This is a genomic window from Acinetobacter sp. G11 (assembly GCF_049808495.1).
Taxonomy (GTDB): Bacteria; Pseudomonadota; Gammaproteobacteria; order Pseudomonadales; family Moraxellaceae; genus Acinetobacter; species Acinetobacter kookii.
Genome location: NZ_JBNCAT010000004.1, coordinates 1 through 15,732, shown reverse-complemented (window position 1 = coordinate 15,732; position 15,732 = coordinate 1). Strand labels below are relative to the sequence as shown.

General features: G+C 43.3%; 14 protein-coding genes. 2 read left to right on the top strand and 12 right to left on the bottom strand.

What is annotated here, in order from left to right:
- Both aceE and ACPUEY_RS02590 read right to left on the bottom strand, forming a co-directional pair.
- The gene (gene aceE / locus ACPUEY_RS02595) at positions 1 to 2,715 is read right to left on the bottom strand and encodes a pyruvate dehydrogenase (acetyl-transferring), homodimeric type (RefSeq protein ID WP_092820522.1); all 2,715 of its coding nucleotides are present in this window, start codon (positions 2,713 to 2,715) and stop codon (positions 1 to 3) included.
- A gap of 268 nt (positions 2,716 to 2,983) precedes the next feature.
- On the bottom strand, positions 2,984 to 3,673 hold the full coding sequence (locus ACPUEY_RS02590; protein WP_092820524.1) for a M23 family metallopeptidase: 690 nt from the start codon (positions 3,671 to 3,673) through the stop codon (positions 2,984 to 2,986).
- 108 nt (positions 3,674 to 3,781) lie between these two features.
- Between ACPUEY_RS02590 and ACPUEY_RS02585 the strand changes: the two genes are divergently transcribed.
- Positions 3,782 to 4,222 (top strand): DUF721 domain-containing protein, encoded by a 441-nt coding sequence (locus ACPUEY_RS02585; protein ID WP_425121047.1) that lies wholly within the window; start codon positions 3,782 to 3,784, stop codon positions 4,220 to 4,222.
- Positions 4,223 to 4,319: 97 nt separating this feature from the next.
- On the opposite strand, the gene lpxC is transcribed toward ACPUEY_RS02585, so the two are convergent.
- From lpxC to gshB, 8 genes are all read right to left on the bottom strand, one after another.
- A complete protein-coding gene (lpxC, locus tag ACPUEY_RS02580; protein ID WP_092820528.1) occupies positions 4,320 to 5,222 on the bottom strand; it encodes a UDP-3-O-acyl-N-acetylglucosamine deacetylase in 903 nt (300 codons plus the stop codon).
- 124 nt (positions 5,223 to 5,346) lie between these two features.
- Positions 5,347 to 6,537: a cell division protein FtsZ gene (gene ftsZ, locus ACPUEY_RS02575; RefSeq protein ID WP_092820530.1), complete on the bottom strand. Its 1,191-nt coding sequence runs from the start codon at positions 6,535 to 6,537 to the stop codon at positions 5,347 to 5,349.
- A 159-nt stretch (positions 6,538 to 6,696) separates the two neighbouring features.
- The gene (gene ftsA, locus ACPUEY_RS02570) at positions 6,697 to 7,959 is read right to left on the bottom strand and encodes a cell division protein FtsA (RefSeq protein WP_131274195.1); all 1,263 of its coding nucleotides are present in this window, start codon (positions 7,957 to 7,959) and stop codon (positions 6,697 to 6,699) included.
- Between the two features lie 71 nt (positions 7,960 to 8,030).
- Positions 8,031 to 8,885, bottom strand: coding sequence for a cell division protein FtsQ/DivIB (locus ACPUEY_RS02565; RefSeq protein WP_092820534.1), 855 nt, complete (start codon positions 8,883 to 8,885; stop codon positions 8,031 to 8,033).
- A 3-nt stretch (positions 8,886 to 8,888) separates the two neighbouring features.
- A complete protein-coding gene (locus ACPUEY_RS02560) occupies positions 8,889 to 9,818 on the bottom strand; it encodes a D-alanine--D-alanine ligase (protein WP_092820535.1) in 930 nt (309 codons plus the stop codon).
- Positions 9,819 to 9,874: 56 nt separating this feature from the next.
- Positions 9,875 to 11,323, bottom strand: a complete 1,449-nt coding sequence (murC, locus tag ACPUEY_RS02555; RefSeq protein ID WP_261183292.1) for a UDP-N-acetylmuramate--L-alanine ligase — start codon at positions 11,321 to 11,323, stop codon at positions 9,875 to 9,877.
- 14 nt (positions 11,324 to 11,337) lie between these two features.
- On the bottom strand, positions 11,338 to 12,435 hold the full coding sequence (murG, locus tag ACPUEY_RS02550; protein WP_425121046.1) for an undecaprenyldiphospho-muramoylpentapeptide beta-N-acetylglucosaminyltransferase: 1,098 nt from the start codon (positions 12,433 to 12,435) through the stop codon (positions 11,338 to 11,340).
- Positions 12,436 to 12,759: 324 nt separating this feature from the next.
- Positions 12,760 to 13,704, bottom strand: coding sequence for a glutathione synthase (gene gshB, locus ACPUEY_RS02545; protein WP_425121045.1), 945 nt, complete (start codon positions 13,702 to 13,704; stop codon positions 12,760 to 12,762).
- Positions 13,705 to 13,820: 116 nt separating this feature from the next.
- Here gshB and ACPUEY_RS02540 point away from each other — a divergent pair, with 116 nt between their 5' ends.
- The gene (locus ACPUEY_RS02540; RefSeq protein ID WP_092820543.1) at positions 13,821 to 14,012 is read left to right on the top strand and encodes a DUF3565 domain-containing protein; all 192 of its coding nucleotides are present in this window, start codon (positions 13,821 to 13,823) and stop codon (positions 14,010 to 14,012) included.
- A 376-nt stretch (positions 14,013 to 14,388) separates the two neighbouring features.
- Here the strand turns inward: ACPUEY_RS02540 and ACPUEY_RS02535 are convergent, their stop codons facing one another.
- Positions 14,389 to 14,853, bottom strand: coding sequence for a MarR family winged helix-turn-helix transcriptional regulator (locus ACPUEY_RS02535; protein ID WP_261183288.1), 465 nt, complete (start codon positions 14,851 to 14,853; stop codon positions 14,389 to 14,391).
- Positions 14,854 to 15,324: 471 nt separating this feature from the next.
- Positions 15,325 to 15,732: hypothetical protein (locus ACPUEY_RS02530; RefSeq protein ID WP_425121044.1), on the bottom strand; the 408-nt coding region annotated here is incomplete at its 5' end.

The window sequence follows — 15,732 nt, the reverse complement described above, 5'->3', positions numbered from 1 at the left end:
TTAGTTCTCCTCACCTGATTGTTCTTTATAGTCCGCAACCGCCTGAACTTCAGGGTGTGCTTGAGGTGCCCAAGCGACTGGACGATCAGTATCAAGTTCGAAGCTGGAGATGGCATCTTTCACCAGACGCGCATCCACTTCGCCTTCATCGGCCAGTTTCTTCAAGGTTGCCACGACAATGTGCGCGGCATCCACACCGAAGTAACTACGCAAATTGCCACGGGTATCTGAACGGCCGTAACCATCGGTGCCCAAGGCTACGAATGGGCGGTTGTCTGGAAGATAGGCACGGATCTGTTCGCTGTAGGCACGCATATGATCGGTTGCAGAAACTACAATACCGTCAGTTTCACGCAGTTGTTGTGATACCCAGGATTCCTTCGCCTCTTCAGCCAATGGATGCAGACGGTTGTATTCTTCACACGCCATACCGTCACGTGCCAGTTCGTTGAAGCTGGTGACACTCCATACGTTCGAGTGAATCTGGTATTCATCACGTAAGATTTTCGCCGCTTTAATCACTTCCCGAAGAATCACACCTGAACCCATCAGCTGAACCGTGGCTTTTTCATCCTGTTCAAGCAGATACATACCGCGCTTAATGCCTTCTTCCACGCCTTGCGGCATTTCCGGATGCTCATAGTTTTCGTTCATGACGGTCAGGTAATAGAACACGCGTTCCTGATTGACATACATGCGTTGCAAGCCATCGTGTACGATGACCGCCAGTTCATAACCGAAACATGGGTCATAAGACACACAGTTCGGAATGGTATTGGCCAGAATATGCGAATGACCATCCTGATGTTGCAAGCCTTCACCGTTCAATGTGGTACGGCCCGCGGTTGCACCCAGCAAGAAACCTTGTGCCTGAGCGTCACCGGCTGCCCAGGCAATGTCACCAATACGCTGGAAACCGAACATCGAGTAGTACATGTACATCGGAATCATTGGCAGGTTATTGGTTGAATAACTGGTCGCCAAGGCTGCCCATGCACTCATCGCACCAGCTTCGTTAATCCCTTCCTGCAACATGTGACCATCTTTGGCTTCACGATAGTTCATCAGCTGTTCTTGGTCTTCAGGCGTATATTTCTGACCATGAGCAGCATAAATACCGAGCTGACGGAACATGCCTTCTAAACCAAAGGTACGGGCTTCATCCGGTACGATCGGAACCACGCGGTCTTTAATTGCTTTTTCTTTCAGTAATGCAGAGATTAAACGCACCATCACCATCGTCGTTGATTGCTGCTTGCCATTTGAACCTTTTAATACGGCATCAAAGACAGACAGATCAGGAATCGCCAATGATTCACTTTCTTTACGACGCGCTGGTAAATAACCACCCAACGCTTCACGACGTGCCTTCATATATTTAATTTCAGGCGAGTTTTCACTTGGACGGTAGAATGGAACTTCTTCAAGCTGTTCATCGGTAAATGGCAGGTTGAAACGGTTGCGTACATACTTTAATGATTCAAGCTGCATTTTCTTGATTTGATGCGTTTTATTGACCGCTTCAATTTCTTCGGACAGACCATAGCCCTTAACCGTTTTTGCCAGAATGACGGTCGGCTGACCATTGGCCTGGGTTGCCGCGGCATAGGCTGCAAACACTTTGTACGGGTCATGTCCACCGCGGTTCAGATTATCAATATCTTCATCGCTTAGGTTTTTCACCAGTTCTTCAGCTTCTGGATATTTGCCAAAGAAGTGTGCACGGGTATACGCGCCACCTTTCACTTGATAACGCTGGTAATCCCCATCCACCGCCTCTTCCATCACGGCTTTTAAAGCACCGGATTCATCTTTGGCAAGCAGCGGATCCCAATGACGTCCCCACACCACTTTAATCACGCGCCAGCCGGCACCACGGAACAAGGATTCCAGTTCCTGAATGATTTTACCGTTACCGCGAACAGGACCATCCAGACGTTGCAGGTTACAGTTCACCACCCAAATCAGGTTGTCCAGCTTTTCACGACCGGCAAGAGAAATTGCACCGAGACTTTCCGGTTCATCCATTTCACCATCGCCGAGGTAAGCCCAAACCTTACGGTCTTCTTCTTTAATCAGGCTACGGTTCATCAGGTATTTCTGAATATGCGCCTGGTAGATCGACATGATCGGACCCAGACCCATCGATACGGTCGGGAACTGCCAATAATCCGGCATCAAGTAAGGATGCGGATAACTTGGCAAACCATTGCCACCGACTTCACGGCGGAAATTGTTCAGTTGCTCTTCAGTCAAACGGCCTTCCAGGAATGAACGTGCATAAATCCCTGGCGCACAGTGACCTTGGTAATAGATCATATCGCCACCAAAGTGGTCGCTATTGGCGCGGAAGAAGTGGTTAAAACCAACATCATACAAGGTTGCAGAAGATGCAAAGCTGGCCAAGTGACCACCCAGGTCGTCACCGGTCTTATTGGCACGCAACACCATTGCCAAGGCATTCCAGCGAATCAGGGCACGGATACGGCGCTCCATATCCTGGTCGCCTGGCATAGCCGGAGTTTCTTCAACTGAAATGGTATTAAGATAAGGAGTATTTAGACGCTGAATAGGAACATGCTTGGCAATCGCGCGCTGATAGAGCTTTTCTAACAAAAATGCAGCACGCTCTGTACCCATATGCTGTAAAACCGAGTCAAATGCATCTTGCCATTCTTGGGTTTCTTGCGCGTCGGTATCACCATAAAACGCCATATTTCACCTATTCCTTGAGCTTATTTATAGTCTCTATATGTACCATACTTTAGAGGGCATCAGTTATCGCTACAGCTGAATACGGAATACCACTATTATTTAGATAATAAATACTCGTTGACCATTCTTTACGCAATAAAACAAAAAACCGCCAATAAAGGCGGTTTTTTATACAATAACTATTCTCTTGAATGATACTATTATATTCGAAAGCTCTAAAGGTCCTAGAGTTACTCTTTAACGAATATACAAATCTGTATTTATCAACTTATGGCAACATTGCTAAATAAGTTGATGGATTTTTGCGTTGTCCATCTTTCACGACTTCATAATGCAAATGTGGACCGGTACAACGACCCGTGCAACCCACATTGGCAATATGTTCACCAGCTTCTACGCGATCCCCAACACGGGCAATCAAACGTGATGCATGTGCATAACGGGTCAAATAACCGTTGCCATGATTAATTTCTACGTATTGACCATAACCTGTACCCCAACCTGATTTGGTCACTACACCCGGGCCAGTGGCATAAATAGGCGTACCGCTTGGTGCGGACAAATCCAGACCAGAGTGATTTTCAGCGCGACCGCCCATGGTACGTCCGCCAAAGTTGGAACTCACACGTTTCATGTCTGGAAGAGGATGAGACACCAACCAGGAATAAGCATTGCCAGAATAAGTTTTTGAGCTGGTTGAACGATATTTTTTCGCTAAAGATTCATTGTTTAATTCAATTGTTTTTTCACGCAATTGAACATTCATTCTGGTTTCAGCAGGAAGATCAATATCGTTTGATTCTGCATAAGAACCTTGCGCCAAAGTACGGGTCAATTGTTCAATGCGATCTTCCGATGCATTGTTAGAGCTAGGAGTTAATTCAACTAAATCTGCAAAAGCTACAGATGCGGCAGAAGCTGCCAATGAAAACGCTAATAAAATACGTCGCGTATGCATAAAAAACCTCTTTTAACTGTTCTTAGTCAATGTCCTTGCGTGATCTCTTCCTTGATATCCACTAAAAGAAGTGCGTAAGATTAAGACACAAGTATGTAGGAACAATGTATGTCGGAACCAGTGAACGTCTTTCAACAAACAAGAAAACACTTAAAAACAGGAAACTTTACGTTTCTCTCTACACAAGTTGCTGCATGGCAGAAACTTACAAAACTCATTCAACCGATATTGCCCCAACCAGAGCAATGGCAAGTTGTTTGTTATCAACATGGCATTTTGACGATAACGGGTGCAAATCAGGCCATGATTAGCCAGCTTGCCTATCTTCAAAAGCAATATATCGCCCAATTGTTACAATTACCTGAATTTAAAGACTTACAAAAATTGCAAGTACGATTAAGAATTCAGACGCAAGCCCCTCCAAAACCCCAATCTCTGTCCCGATCCCTTAGTCCAGATACTCAAGACTTACTTCGTGGTGCTGCCGACTTTGTAAGTGACCCTAAGCTTAGCCAAGCTATGCTACGTTTGGCAAGAAATAAAAAGTAACCAATACAGGCATATCTTTGAATTAAGAAATAAAAGATGTGAACTGCTTAACATTTCGTTTTGTTATATTATAACACTTAAATTAAAAGACAATAACTTATGTCACACTTACATAAGAAATTGGACACTGTTTAATGTCATCAAATGTTACAATTTCGTAATTACTTGGATCACTTTTAACATTGCGTAATAATTGATTATTTAATGCATGTCCGGACTTATAGCCATCAAATTTGGCAATAATCTGGTGTCCCAAGAGATATAAATCTCCGACTGCATCCAGAATTTTATGACGTACAAATTCGTCCGAGAAGCGCAGCCCTTCTTCATTGACCACCCCGGTTTCATCGACACCAATTGCATTTTCCAGGCTGGCGCCTAAGGCCAGATTATTGGCTTTTAGATAGTCCAGATCTTTCATAAAACCGAAAGTACGGGCTCCACTGACTTCGTAAACAAAGGTTTCGGTAGAAAAATCGATGGTTGCGGACTGATATTCTTTTTTAAATGCCGGATGATCAAAATCAATGGTAAAGTTAAGCTGGAAGCCGTCATAAGGATGAAATACTGCACGTTTATCATCAATTAACGCTTCAACATGTTTTAAAATTCTTATAAATTTTTTCGGTGCGTCCTGTTCTTGTAATCCGCCTTGCATGAGCAAATAGATAAATGGACCCGCACTACCGTCCATAATCGGAACTTCTGAAGCCGAAACTTCAATAATCAGGTTATCAATTCCCAGTCCGGCAATCGCACTCATGACATGCTCAATGGTACCGACTTTGGCATTGTCCTGAACCAGATTAGAGCACATGAACGCTTCTTGAATCAGCATGGCATCTGCAGGAATATCTACCGGCGGATCTAAATCGATACGTCGAAATACAATACCCCCATCCACATGGTGCGGCACAAAGTTAATTAAGACTTTTTGCCCACTATGAAGACCAATACCGCTCGCTTTCACGACACGCTGTAGGGTACGTTGTTTCAACATGTTTTTCTATCATCTGCTCATCAAACCGCTATACGTTAGCATATTTAGCCATTGATAAAAAATAAAAAGGTAGTCGCAAGACTACCTTTTCTGTTGAATTTGTGCAGTCTGCACAAATTTAGCATTATTTACGTTGCTGATTTTTCAAGTAATCTTGAATACTCATTGGCGTTGGACGTGATGAACCAACGGCAGGAGCAGGTGCCGTTGCCGCTTCATTTTGCTGACGTTGAATGGCTGGCACATCATCATCTTCCACGACAGCTTGTGCTGTATGATTGACTGGACGTGTAGCAGACTGCACTGCTGGACGTTTTACCGTATCTGCCGAGTCCGCAGAATTACGGGTCAAACCGGTTGCAATCACAGTAACACTGATTTCATCACGCGCATCCGGATCAAAGACTGTACCGTAGAACACCTGACCTTCGTCCAGATCGACAATCTGGTTGACGACATCGGTAATTTCTTCAATTTCACCGAAGGTCACATCATCACCACCAGTCACGTTAATTAAAATGCCTTTGGCATTCATAATGGTGACGTTATCCAGTAATGGACTACGAATAGCCTGTTCAGCTGCCTGACGTGCACGAGTTTCACCACGACCTGAACCCACACCCATCATGGCATAGCCACGCGTACTCATGGCAGTTTTCAAATCGGCAAAGTCAAGGTTGATATGACCTGGACGAACCACCAGATCAAAGATACTGCGTACCGCATTTAACAACACATCATCTGCTTTTTTGTACGCATCTTTCATTGAAATGTCGCGGAAGACTTTAAGCAAACGCTGGTTAGGAATAATAATCAGTGAATCGACATGCGCTTCCAGAGCCTCAATGCCTTTTTCAGCAGACTGTTGACGACGCTTGCCTTCAAAGTTAAACGGAGTCGTCACCACACCTACGGTCAAAATACCCATTTCTTTCGCAATTTCAGCCACAACTGGTGCAGCGCCTGTACCTGTACCGCCCCCCATACCTGCGGTAACGAATACCATGTCGGTACCTTCCAGGTGTTGGCGAATCAGTTCACGGCTTTCTTCAGCAGCAGTCTGGCCCACTTGAGGATTTGCCCCTGCACCCAGACCACGCGTGCTTTGTTCACCTAATTGAATTTTGAATTGCGCATTCATACGGTCTAAAGCTTGTTTGTCGGTATTGGCACAAACAAATTTTACCCCTTGAATGTCGGATTCAAGCATGTGTTGCACGGCATTACCACCAGCACCACCAACACCAAATACAGTGAAACGGGCTTGACCGTTGCTATCGTTTTGATCATCTTCTAAAAATTCAAATGAGGCCATGACCTTTGGATTTCCTAATTCGTAATTGGCAGTCACTTAAGCCCGTATACTGCCTTGATCTTAATAAAAATTGAGTTTAGGATGCTGTCCAACCACACGCTTGTCAAGTGCAAGCCGTTAGACGTACAACTTCCTTACAATATTCCCAATAAATTTCACTTAAAATATCGATTTTAACTGATTGTTTAATGCTGACCACGCCCGACCGACCCGCTTAAAAACACTCAGTTTTTCAGGGTCTGTCGCTTCTACAATGGTATCTTGTGTATCACTTTGGCTAAACATCAACAAGCCGGCAGCAGTCGCATACTGTGAACGACGTAAAGCGGCCTGATTCTGTTCATCAGTATGTACTTGCACCGGCGGATTGCCTAAATGCGCTGATACCCCCAACATATGACGCGCCAGATTCACCATACCTTCAATTTGACTGGCATCACCCGTCAGAACCACACCATGATACAAACCATGAATGGCCCCATTCCGCTGTAACTCCTGGTGAACCTGGGTCAGAATTTCTTCATAACGCGCAATAATGATTTCCGCCAATTCAATACGGCTAATGGTCTGTGGACCATCAATACCCTGAAATTGAATCATATGGTCAGGCTTGACCACTTTCAGGTCAACACAGCCATACAACAATTTCAGCCGTTCAGCTTCTTCGGTGGTGGTTTGCAATACGGCAGCAATATCACGGGTGACATGCTCTCCCCCGCGTTGCAAGGTATGTGTCAATGCCAGGCGACCATCCAGATACACGGCAATATTGGTGGTACCCGCACCGATATCGACCAAGCATACTCCATATTCTTTTTCGTCTTTCAGCAAACTGGCTTCAGCAGTCGCCAGACAGGAGACCACCATTTTCTCCACGCCAATATTGGCCCCTTTCAGGGCACGGTCCAGATTCTGCATGGTGCTGATCGGCAACATCATGAGCTGATAATGCCCCACCATACTATGCGCAGACATGCGAATCGGATTTTGCACCCATTCAGCAGAATCGTCCAACTCAAAACCTAAAGGTACAGCACTCACCAGATAATGGTCTGAAGTCAAATGACTGGCTTTAGCCAACTCGAGTGCACGAACCACTTCGCTTGTTGTAATTGTATGGTCGCTATTTTCAATCGGAGTACGGCCTGAAGCATAAAAACTTTTTAATTCTGCGCTTGGAATGGAAATCCAAGCGGAATGCACCCGGCATTCAGCCATATCTTCTGCTTCTTGTACGGCATTTTTAATTGCAGTGATGACCTTGTCTAGACTTACAATTTTTCCTTTATTCATGCCTCGGTTACGAGCGGTTGCCATCCCAATCACTTGGATATTGTCTGGCGCATGTACCTTACCAATCAAAACTGAAACTTTGTGTGTCCCAATGTCAATCGCAACAACCGAGGGAACAGCTTCATTCATTATCTACTACTACCATTACGTGTTTAGTTAATTTATGGCCTTAAGCCTCTATTTTATATAAAGCCGCCCAATTATGGCTTTACCGTTCTTGTATCTGCAATGCTTGTGTCATCAATCGTTACAACAAAATGACCATTTACAATATTCGGAGGTGCTGCATTCTTCCATTGTATGGCCATTCCGTTTCTATAACGCAAGTCTACTGACGAAATTTTAGCCCAAACCGGTTTTAAATCACTTTGTGCCAGATGACTCAAGCGTTGAAGTTTACCCATGGTCTGATCCTGATCGACAATAATGCGCAAACCTGAATCAAACTGCATGAACCAGGTCATACGTTCTGTTAAATATAATTCTTTTAAGCGAATGTTGACCGGCAGGAACAACTGATTAATTTCATTGTAACGACGCATCATCATTTTTGACTGAGAAGCAGGACCATGCAACAAAGGTAATTTCTGGTTATTCTGCGGCACCACTTCTGTAAAAATATCGCCACTATCACTCAACAGTCGTCCGGTTCCCCAACGAGCAATGGCATGACGGGGCATCACTCGTACACGAATTGAATTTGGCCATGCACGTGAAACCACCACGCGATCCACCCAAGACAACTCTAAAGCCTGATCCCGGATTTTTTCCAGATCAGAGGTAAAATAATTTTCTGTAACCTTGGGTGCAACATGGGTCATGACCTGGCGATTTTCAGCCTCTGAGCGGGTACCCACCACACTCAGTTTGGCCACCCGCGCATCAGTCATGACACCATACAGACCATATATCCCCACAGCCAATACCACAAGTGCAACCAGCATCAACAACCAGCCACCCAGATTCGTAAGCTTTTCCTTACGTGTAGGTGGCTTATCATGAATGGAGGTAATTGCCGCTCGTTTACGGCGCATTGAAGCAGGGAGTTGAGCCATATTCTAGTGAGCCGCAGCCGTTAAAGTCTGTTCTAAAATCGCCACACACAACTCATCAAAACTATAGCCTACAGCTTTGGCAGCCTTGGGTACCAGAGAATGACTGGTCATGCCTGGAACAGTATTCACTTCCAGTAACCAGAAGTTGCCCTGTTCATCCTGCATGGCATCAATACGGCCCCAACCGCTGGCACCGACGGCCTGAAAAGCACGCAAACATAAAGCCTGCAAACGTTTTTCTTCTTCCTCGGTTAAACCGCAAGGGATACCGTACTGCACATCATTACGGTTGTACTTGGCCTCATAGTCATAGAATGCCACATCTTTTGGCGGTTCCAGGCGAATGATCGGCAAGGCCTGACCATTTAAAATCACAATGGTAAATTCACGGCCAGTGATCCATTTTTCTGCCATCACCACGGCATCATGTTCAGTCGCCTTGGCGATCGCATCCGCAAAGTCTTCCTTGCGTTCAACTTTACTCATACCAATACTTGAACCTTCATGTACCGGTTTGATAATAAATGGCAGACCAATGCTATCAATAATTGCATCCAGGTCAGAGTCTTTGGTCACAATACGATAGGGTGCCGTTGGCAGTTCCGAACCTTGCCAGACCTGCTTGGTTTTTACCTTGTCCATGCCAATCGCAGAACCCTGCACACCAGTACCGGTATAAGGAATATTCAACCATTCCAATGTGCCTTGGATTTGACCGTCTTCCCCACCGCGACCATGCAAGACAATAAAGGCACGGTCATAGTTGACCAGTTCAGTTACACTACGCTCTTGCGGGTCAAAAGCTTCGGCATTCACCCCCGAACGCACCAATGCTTCAAGCACAGCTTGACCACTATCTAGAGAAACCTCGCGCTCAGCTGATTTACCACCAAGCAATACGGCAACTTTGCCGAATTTTGAAGCATTTGCCACGTTTATATCCTTAAACTTTATAACTGAACGATCACATGCAAAAACACACAAAGTGATTATTTTAAATACAAATTATTTTGTGCAAGCTCAACCGAGATCGCACCCACATTACCTGCGCCTTGCGTTAATAACAAGTCATTCGCCTGTAACACCTTTTGCATCGCGTTTTGTAAATTGCCATCTACAGGGTCAATCAAAATCGGCTCAACATCGCCACGCAAACGGATACTGCGTGCCAGACTGCGACTATCGGCTCCGACAATCGGCTTTTCGCCTGCAGGATACACTTCTAACAATAACAATTGGTCGACTTGTGACAATACATCGACGAAGTCATCAAAGCAGTCACGGGTACGGGTAAATCGGTGTGGCTGGAACATCATCACCAGGCGGCGATCTGGATGACTTTGACGCGCCGCTTTAATGGTGGCCTCGACTTCCTTAGGATGGTGACCATAGTCATCGACCAATTTAACATTGCCATCTGCAACTTCAAATTCACCTTGAACCTGGAAGCGACGGCCTACACCGCTAAAACCCTCTAATGCACGGCAGATCGCACCATCAGAAACACCTTCATCGGTTGCAATACCAATTGCCGCCAAGGCATTCAGCACGTTATGCAGACCCGGCTGGTTGACCGTCACACGAAGTGGTTCACGGTTTTTACGCAGCACGGTAAAGTGAGTACGCATACCATCCTGATCAACATCAACCGCACGGATGTCATTGTCTTCGTTAAAACCGTAAGTTAAAAGGGGACGGCCAATACGTGGCATAATTTCACGAATGTTGGCGTCATCACCGCAGACCACAGCCAAACCGTAGAATGGAAGTTTCTGCAAGAACTGCACAAAGGTATCTTTCAGGACATCAAAGCTGCCGCCATAAGTATCCATATGATCCGCATCAATATTGGTCACAATGGTGGCCATAGGCTGCAAGTGCAGGAATGATGCATCTGATTCATCCGCTTCAGCCACGATGTAACGGCTGGCCCCCAGTGCCGCATTGACACCGGTACGGTTCAGCAAACCGCCGATCACATAGGTTGGATCAAGATTTTCTTCCGCCAGCATACAAGTCACCAAACTTGTCGTGGTGGTTTTACCATGCGTACCGGCAACGGCAATACCGTGACGGTAACGCATCAGCTCACCCAGCATCTCTGCACGGCGAACCACGGGAATACGGCTTTCAATGGCGGCCTTGATTTCTGGGTTTTCAGGATCAATCGCGGTTGAAACCACCAGGACATTGGCATCTTTAATATTTTCTGCCGCATGGCCAATATAGACCTTGATGCCGTTTTCTTCGAGTTGAGCCGTGGTTTTAGAGGCTTTAATATCGGAGCCCGATACTTTGTAGCCCTGGTTTTTCAGTACTTCTGCAATGCCACACATCCCTGCACCGCCGATCCCCACAAAATGAATGTGTTTGATACGGCGCATTTCAGGCACTTTGATTAACTTTTTTGCTTGGTCAGCAGGAGTAGATGGAGACATATATTACTCTAATTTTACAATTCTTGAATTAAACGAACCACGTGTTGGGTTGCATCTGGTTGAGCCTGTTGACGTGCCTTGACTGCCATTTCAGACAACAACTGGCGATTCATCAACGGGGCTAAAAGTTCTTTTAATCTGTCTGGAGTTAAAGTGGCTTGTGGGCAAATTTTTGCCGCACCAGTTTTGGCTAAAAATCCGGCATTCGCCGTCTGGTGATCATCGACCGCACTTGGCAGTGGTACAAAAACGGCTGCCACCCCTGCCGTTGCAATTTCTGTCACGGTTAAAGCACCGGCACGGCAGATAATCAGATCGGCATCCGAATAGGCTTTGGCCATATCTTCAATAAAAGGCTGTACTTCCACCTCTAGTGATGCAGGCTTATCTACATAACGTGCCTGGGTCGCCTCGGCATGGTTTTGACCACATTGATGATACACATTCAATGGTACATTCAGCTGTTTTAAAGCTTCCGGTACACGTTCATTCAATGCTTGCGCACCGAGTGAGCCACCGACAATTAAAATACGTAGCGGCAAACCCGCTTTCTCACGTTCCTGATAACGCCAAGACGGGCTTAAAATTTCAGTAATTTCTTTACGTACCGGATTGCCGGTGGTCACAATTTTTGCACTTTCAGGAAAAGTGTCGGGAAATGCCTGACACACTTTTTTTGCAATACGCGATAACTGGGTATTGGTGAAACCGGCAATGGCATTTTGCTCGTGAATAATCACGGGAATACCCAAGGCACGAGCCGCCAAACCACCGGGACCGGCCACATAGCCGCCAAAACCGGCCACAGCATCGACCTTAAGCTGTTTCATATAACGCATGGCGCTTAGGGTGGCTTTTAAAATTTTAAACGGTGCCAATAACTTACGCACGGCCCCATTCCCACGTACGCCCTGAATATCAATCTGGTAAATTGGAATATTATGATTCTTTAATAAGCGGTTTTCCATGCCGGTCGGTGTTGCCAGCCAGGACACTTCAATTCCCTGCTGCTGTAATTCTTTGGCAACAGCAAGTGCTGGAAAAACATGCCCACCGGTTCCGGCAGCCATCATCATTACATGTTTCGGCTTTGTTTGCGTTGCTTCGGTCACAGTCTAATTCTTCAATTCTAAAATAGGAATAACGAAATTTGATTTTAAGCTAACAATTGTAATCACAAACGCATAACCGTGAAAGGTTATTTACTTTTTTTCAACATGCGTTTGATTGTTTTTTTCTTCAGATTTTAAAGTTTAAACTAGTTTTATTGATAATCGAGCAAAATATATATTTTTTAAGTAATTTTGCGACCTGTTTTTTTGAACACCCCGTAAATTCCTGTCCCTTTAGTATTCCAAAATAACAAGCAAGAAAAGGAACGAATCAAACAGAATAAAAAAAGAGCTCCCATGAGGAGCTCTTTTAAAAAATAAGACTTAAGCTTGCAAACCTGCTTCCAGAACGGCAAATAAATCATCGGCAATGGAAGTCCCAAACTGGCTATCAATTTCACGGATACAGGTTGGACTGGTCACATTAATTTCCGTCACGTAATTGCCAATCACATCCAGACCGACAAAAACCAGGCCTTTTTCACGTAAGTAAGGCCCTACTTTTGCTGCAATGGCTTTGTCATTTTCTGAAAGTGGACGAGCTTGCCCCAAGCCACCTGCCGCCAGGTTGCCGCGCACTTCGCCATTTTGCGGAATACGGGCCAGGCAGTAAGGTACTGGTTCACCATTCACCATCAGGATACGTTTATCGCCCTCGACAATTTCCGGAATATAACGCTGCACCATAATCGGTCGGGTACCATTATTGGTCAGCATTTCAATGGTCGATCCAATATTGATGCCATCTTGATACAAGCGGAAAATGCCTGTGCCGCCCATTCCATCCAGTGGTTTGACAATTACATCGACGTGTTCTTTCAGAAACTCGCGAATCAAACCTTCATTTGAGGTCACTAAAGTCGGTACCTGAAGTTCCGGGAACTGGGTCGCAAACAGTTTTTCATTACAGTCACGCAGGCTTTGCGGCTTGTTAATAATCCACGCCCCTTCACGCTCGGCCTGTTCCAGAATATATGTGGTATAAACAAAGTTCATGTCGAAAGGCGGGTCTTTACGCATCAGCACCACGTCATAAGCCGCGATCGATTCTTTTTTCTTTTCACCCAATTCATAATAATGGTTATAGTCTTCAAACACTTTCAGCGGTGAAATCAAACCGAAGGCTTTACCTTGATCGATGTATAAATCTTGCTGTAATGCATAACCCAACTCATGTCCACGACGGCTGGCAGCCCAGAGCATGGCCATAGAGGAATCTTTTTTCAGGTTTACATTTTCAATGGGATCCATCACAACAAGTACGCGCATATCGATCTGCTCATGTATTTTTAAATTGAGAAAAGTATAGCGGAGTTTAATCTTTCTTTTTTCTCAATTTTAGTAAAGCTTGTATGGAATACTTTGAATACTGACAGGAATACTTTATGCAACAAGCCATTATTGGATTTCATCTAGATGAAGAAAATCATTGGGTCGCAGACCTGGCCTGTGGTCATACGCAACATGTGCGACATAATCCGCCCTGGCAAAACCGCCCTTGGGTCATGACCGAGCAGGGTCGAAAGGAGAAAATCGGGATAATGCTGGAATGCAAGAAATGTGAAGAACCAGATTAATGCTTTCTCATATAAAGTTCAGATAAAGCATAAATAATAAGATATTTATCTAAAATATAATATTACAATTTTCTTTAGCCATGCCAGAAGAATGATTTTTATTCTCAATTACATAAATTAAAAGAGTTTAAAACCCCAAAAACAGATCATTTAAATTAACCATTTAAAAATAAAACCTCAATTCAACATATTCACCCCTGTTAAATCAAACTCTATATAATAAAAAAAATAATGATTTGACCAGATATTATAATCAACTTTATTAATTTTTTATTTAAGCCCCTACTATTAAATTATTTCCCATATAGAATAAATCACATTTACCCCTTAAAATAAAAATTAGCAATCTATTAAACATTTATTTACTTTCATTAATTTAAGGCGCAAGATTCTTAAAAATATGTTTAAGATTATCCAGCATTTTCTCAATTTGTAGGGGAGTTAAACCATCAAAGGACTGTTCTAATACAATCAGGCTGAGATCATTAATTTTCTGAATTGTTTGTTGTCCTTTCTCTGTTAATAATACTCGAGTAATTCGGGCATCCTTCTCACAGCAATAAGTACTCACCAATCCTTCGTCTCTTAAGCGATAGATCACTTTAGTGGTGGTCGACATTTTAGAAATCAACATTTCCGACAGATCAGATACGCTGGCTTTATTTTTAGATTTTAATGCCAGCAAGACACGACGGCGTGAATTATCTAAACCATATTTCTTTAATGCATGATCAACGTTTTGTATATATTGAGCATGCACTTGAGTAATCCAGTGATATAGAGAATTTTCTAAATTAAAATCTGCAGAGCCAGATAAAAACCTATTGTACTTTTTTGCCACGACCTCACCTCTTTTAACCCATTAGGACCATTAAAACTCTTTTAAAATGCATTTTATTTTTTTTCTCTTTAATCTTTGTTACATTTTACCCACTCAATATCTGCGATTCATTATCCCCCTTCTACTCTCTTTTTAAAATTAACTCTCTAATTCTTTTTTGCTTCTGCGAGCCTCTTTTTAATAAAAAGAATTAGAGAGTCCAATTTCAGGCACAGTTCCCTTTTATATTTATTTATTGTTATTAGGCAAAATGATTAAATCACTTTAATGGTTAAATGATCTATCACAAAAAATACCATTTTATTTTTGCAGATGTGTAAAAATGTGACAGAGTTAACATTAATTTATTTTGGAAAAATCGTCTATTTTCTACAATTTTTAGCTTATTAAAATAAGTTTAAATTGAGTTTATGAATTTTTTTATATTTTTTGATAAAAATAAAATACTGTTTAATTTCGTATTTTTACATATTAAAATTTTATACTTTTAGAGTATAAAGTTGAAAAAATAAAAGAAAAATAACATTTCTTTACTTTCTCACAATATGCATTTTGTATAGTTTGTTGAATATTCACTAATTTATTAGATATCTTTATTAAAATAAATTTAAAGCAGAATTTTTGCTCGGAAATAGCGAATTTTCTGAGGGGCAAAATTAAAAAAGGGCTATCCGTCAACGGAGCCTGAGGAAAGAAGAATTTTCTTTTAATCTTTTCCCGTCTTAGCGCTGAATAAGTTAAAAAATGATCAAAAGGAAGCACAGGGCTCACTGCTGTCCCATAGTTTACTTTAAATAAAAAAACCTGAGTCCGAATAGTTAAAATATAAGTGCGAACAAACACTTTAACGACCAAGGACTCAGGTTTTGTCACATCAGA

Bases quoted from the DNA above. Each gene is read 5' to 3' on its own strand.
- ACPUEY_RS02590 (WP_092820524.1), bottom strand. From the start codon at position 3,673: ATGCATACGCGACGTATTTTATTAGCGTTTTCATTGGCAGCTTCTGCC.
- aceE (WP_092820522.1), bottom strand. From the start codon at position 2,715: ATGGCGTTTTATGGTGATACCGACGCGCAAGAAACCCAAGAATGGCAA.
- gshB (WP_425121045.1), bottom strand. From the start codon at position 13,704: ATGCGCGTACTTGTTGTGATGGATCCCATTGAAAATGTAAACCTGAAA.
- ftsA (WP_131274195.1), bottom strand. From the start codon at position 7,959: ATGAATGAAGCTGTTCCCTCGGTTGTTGCGATTGACATTGGGACACAC.
- murC (WP_261183292.1), bottom strand. From the start codon at position 11,323: ATGTCTCCATCTACTCCTGCTGACCAAGCAAAAAAGTTAATCAAAGTG.
- ACPUEY_RS02540 (WP_092820543.1), top strand. From the start codon at position 13,821: ATGCAACAAGCCATTATTGGATTTCATCTAGATGAAGAAAATCATTGG.
- ftsZ (WP_092820530.1), bottom strand. From the start codon at position 6,537: ATGGCCTCATTTGAATTTTTAGAAGATGATCAAAACGATAGCAACGGT.
- lpxC (WP_092820528.1), bottom strand. From the start codon at position 5,222: ATGTTGAAACAACGTACCCTACAGCGTGTCGTGAAAGCGAGCGGTATT.
- ACPUEY_RS02565 (WP_092820534.1), bottom strand. From the start codon at position 8,885: ATGGCTCAACTCCCTGCTTCAATGCGCCGTAAACGAGCGGCAATTACC.
- ACPUEY_RS02585 (WP_425121047.1), top strand. From the start codon at position 3,782: ATGTCGGAACCAGTGAACGTCTTTCAACAAACAAGAAAACACTTAAAA.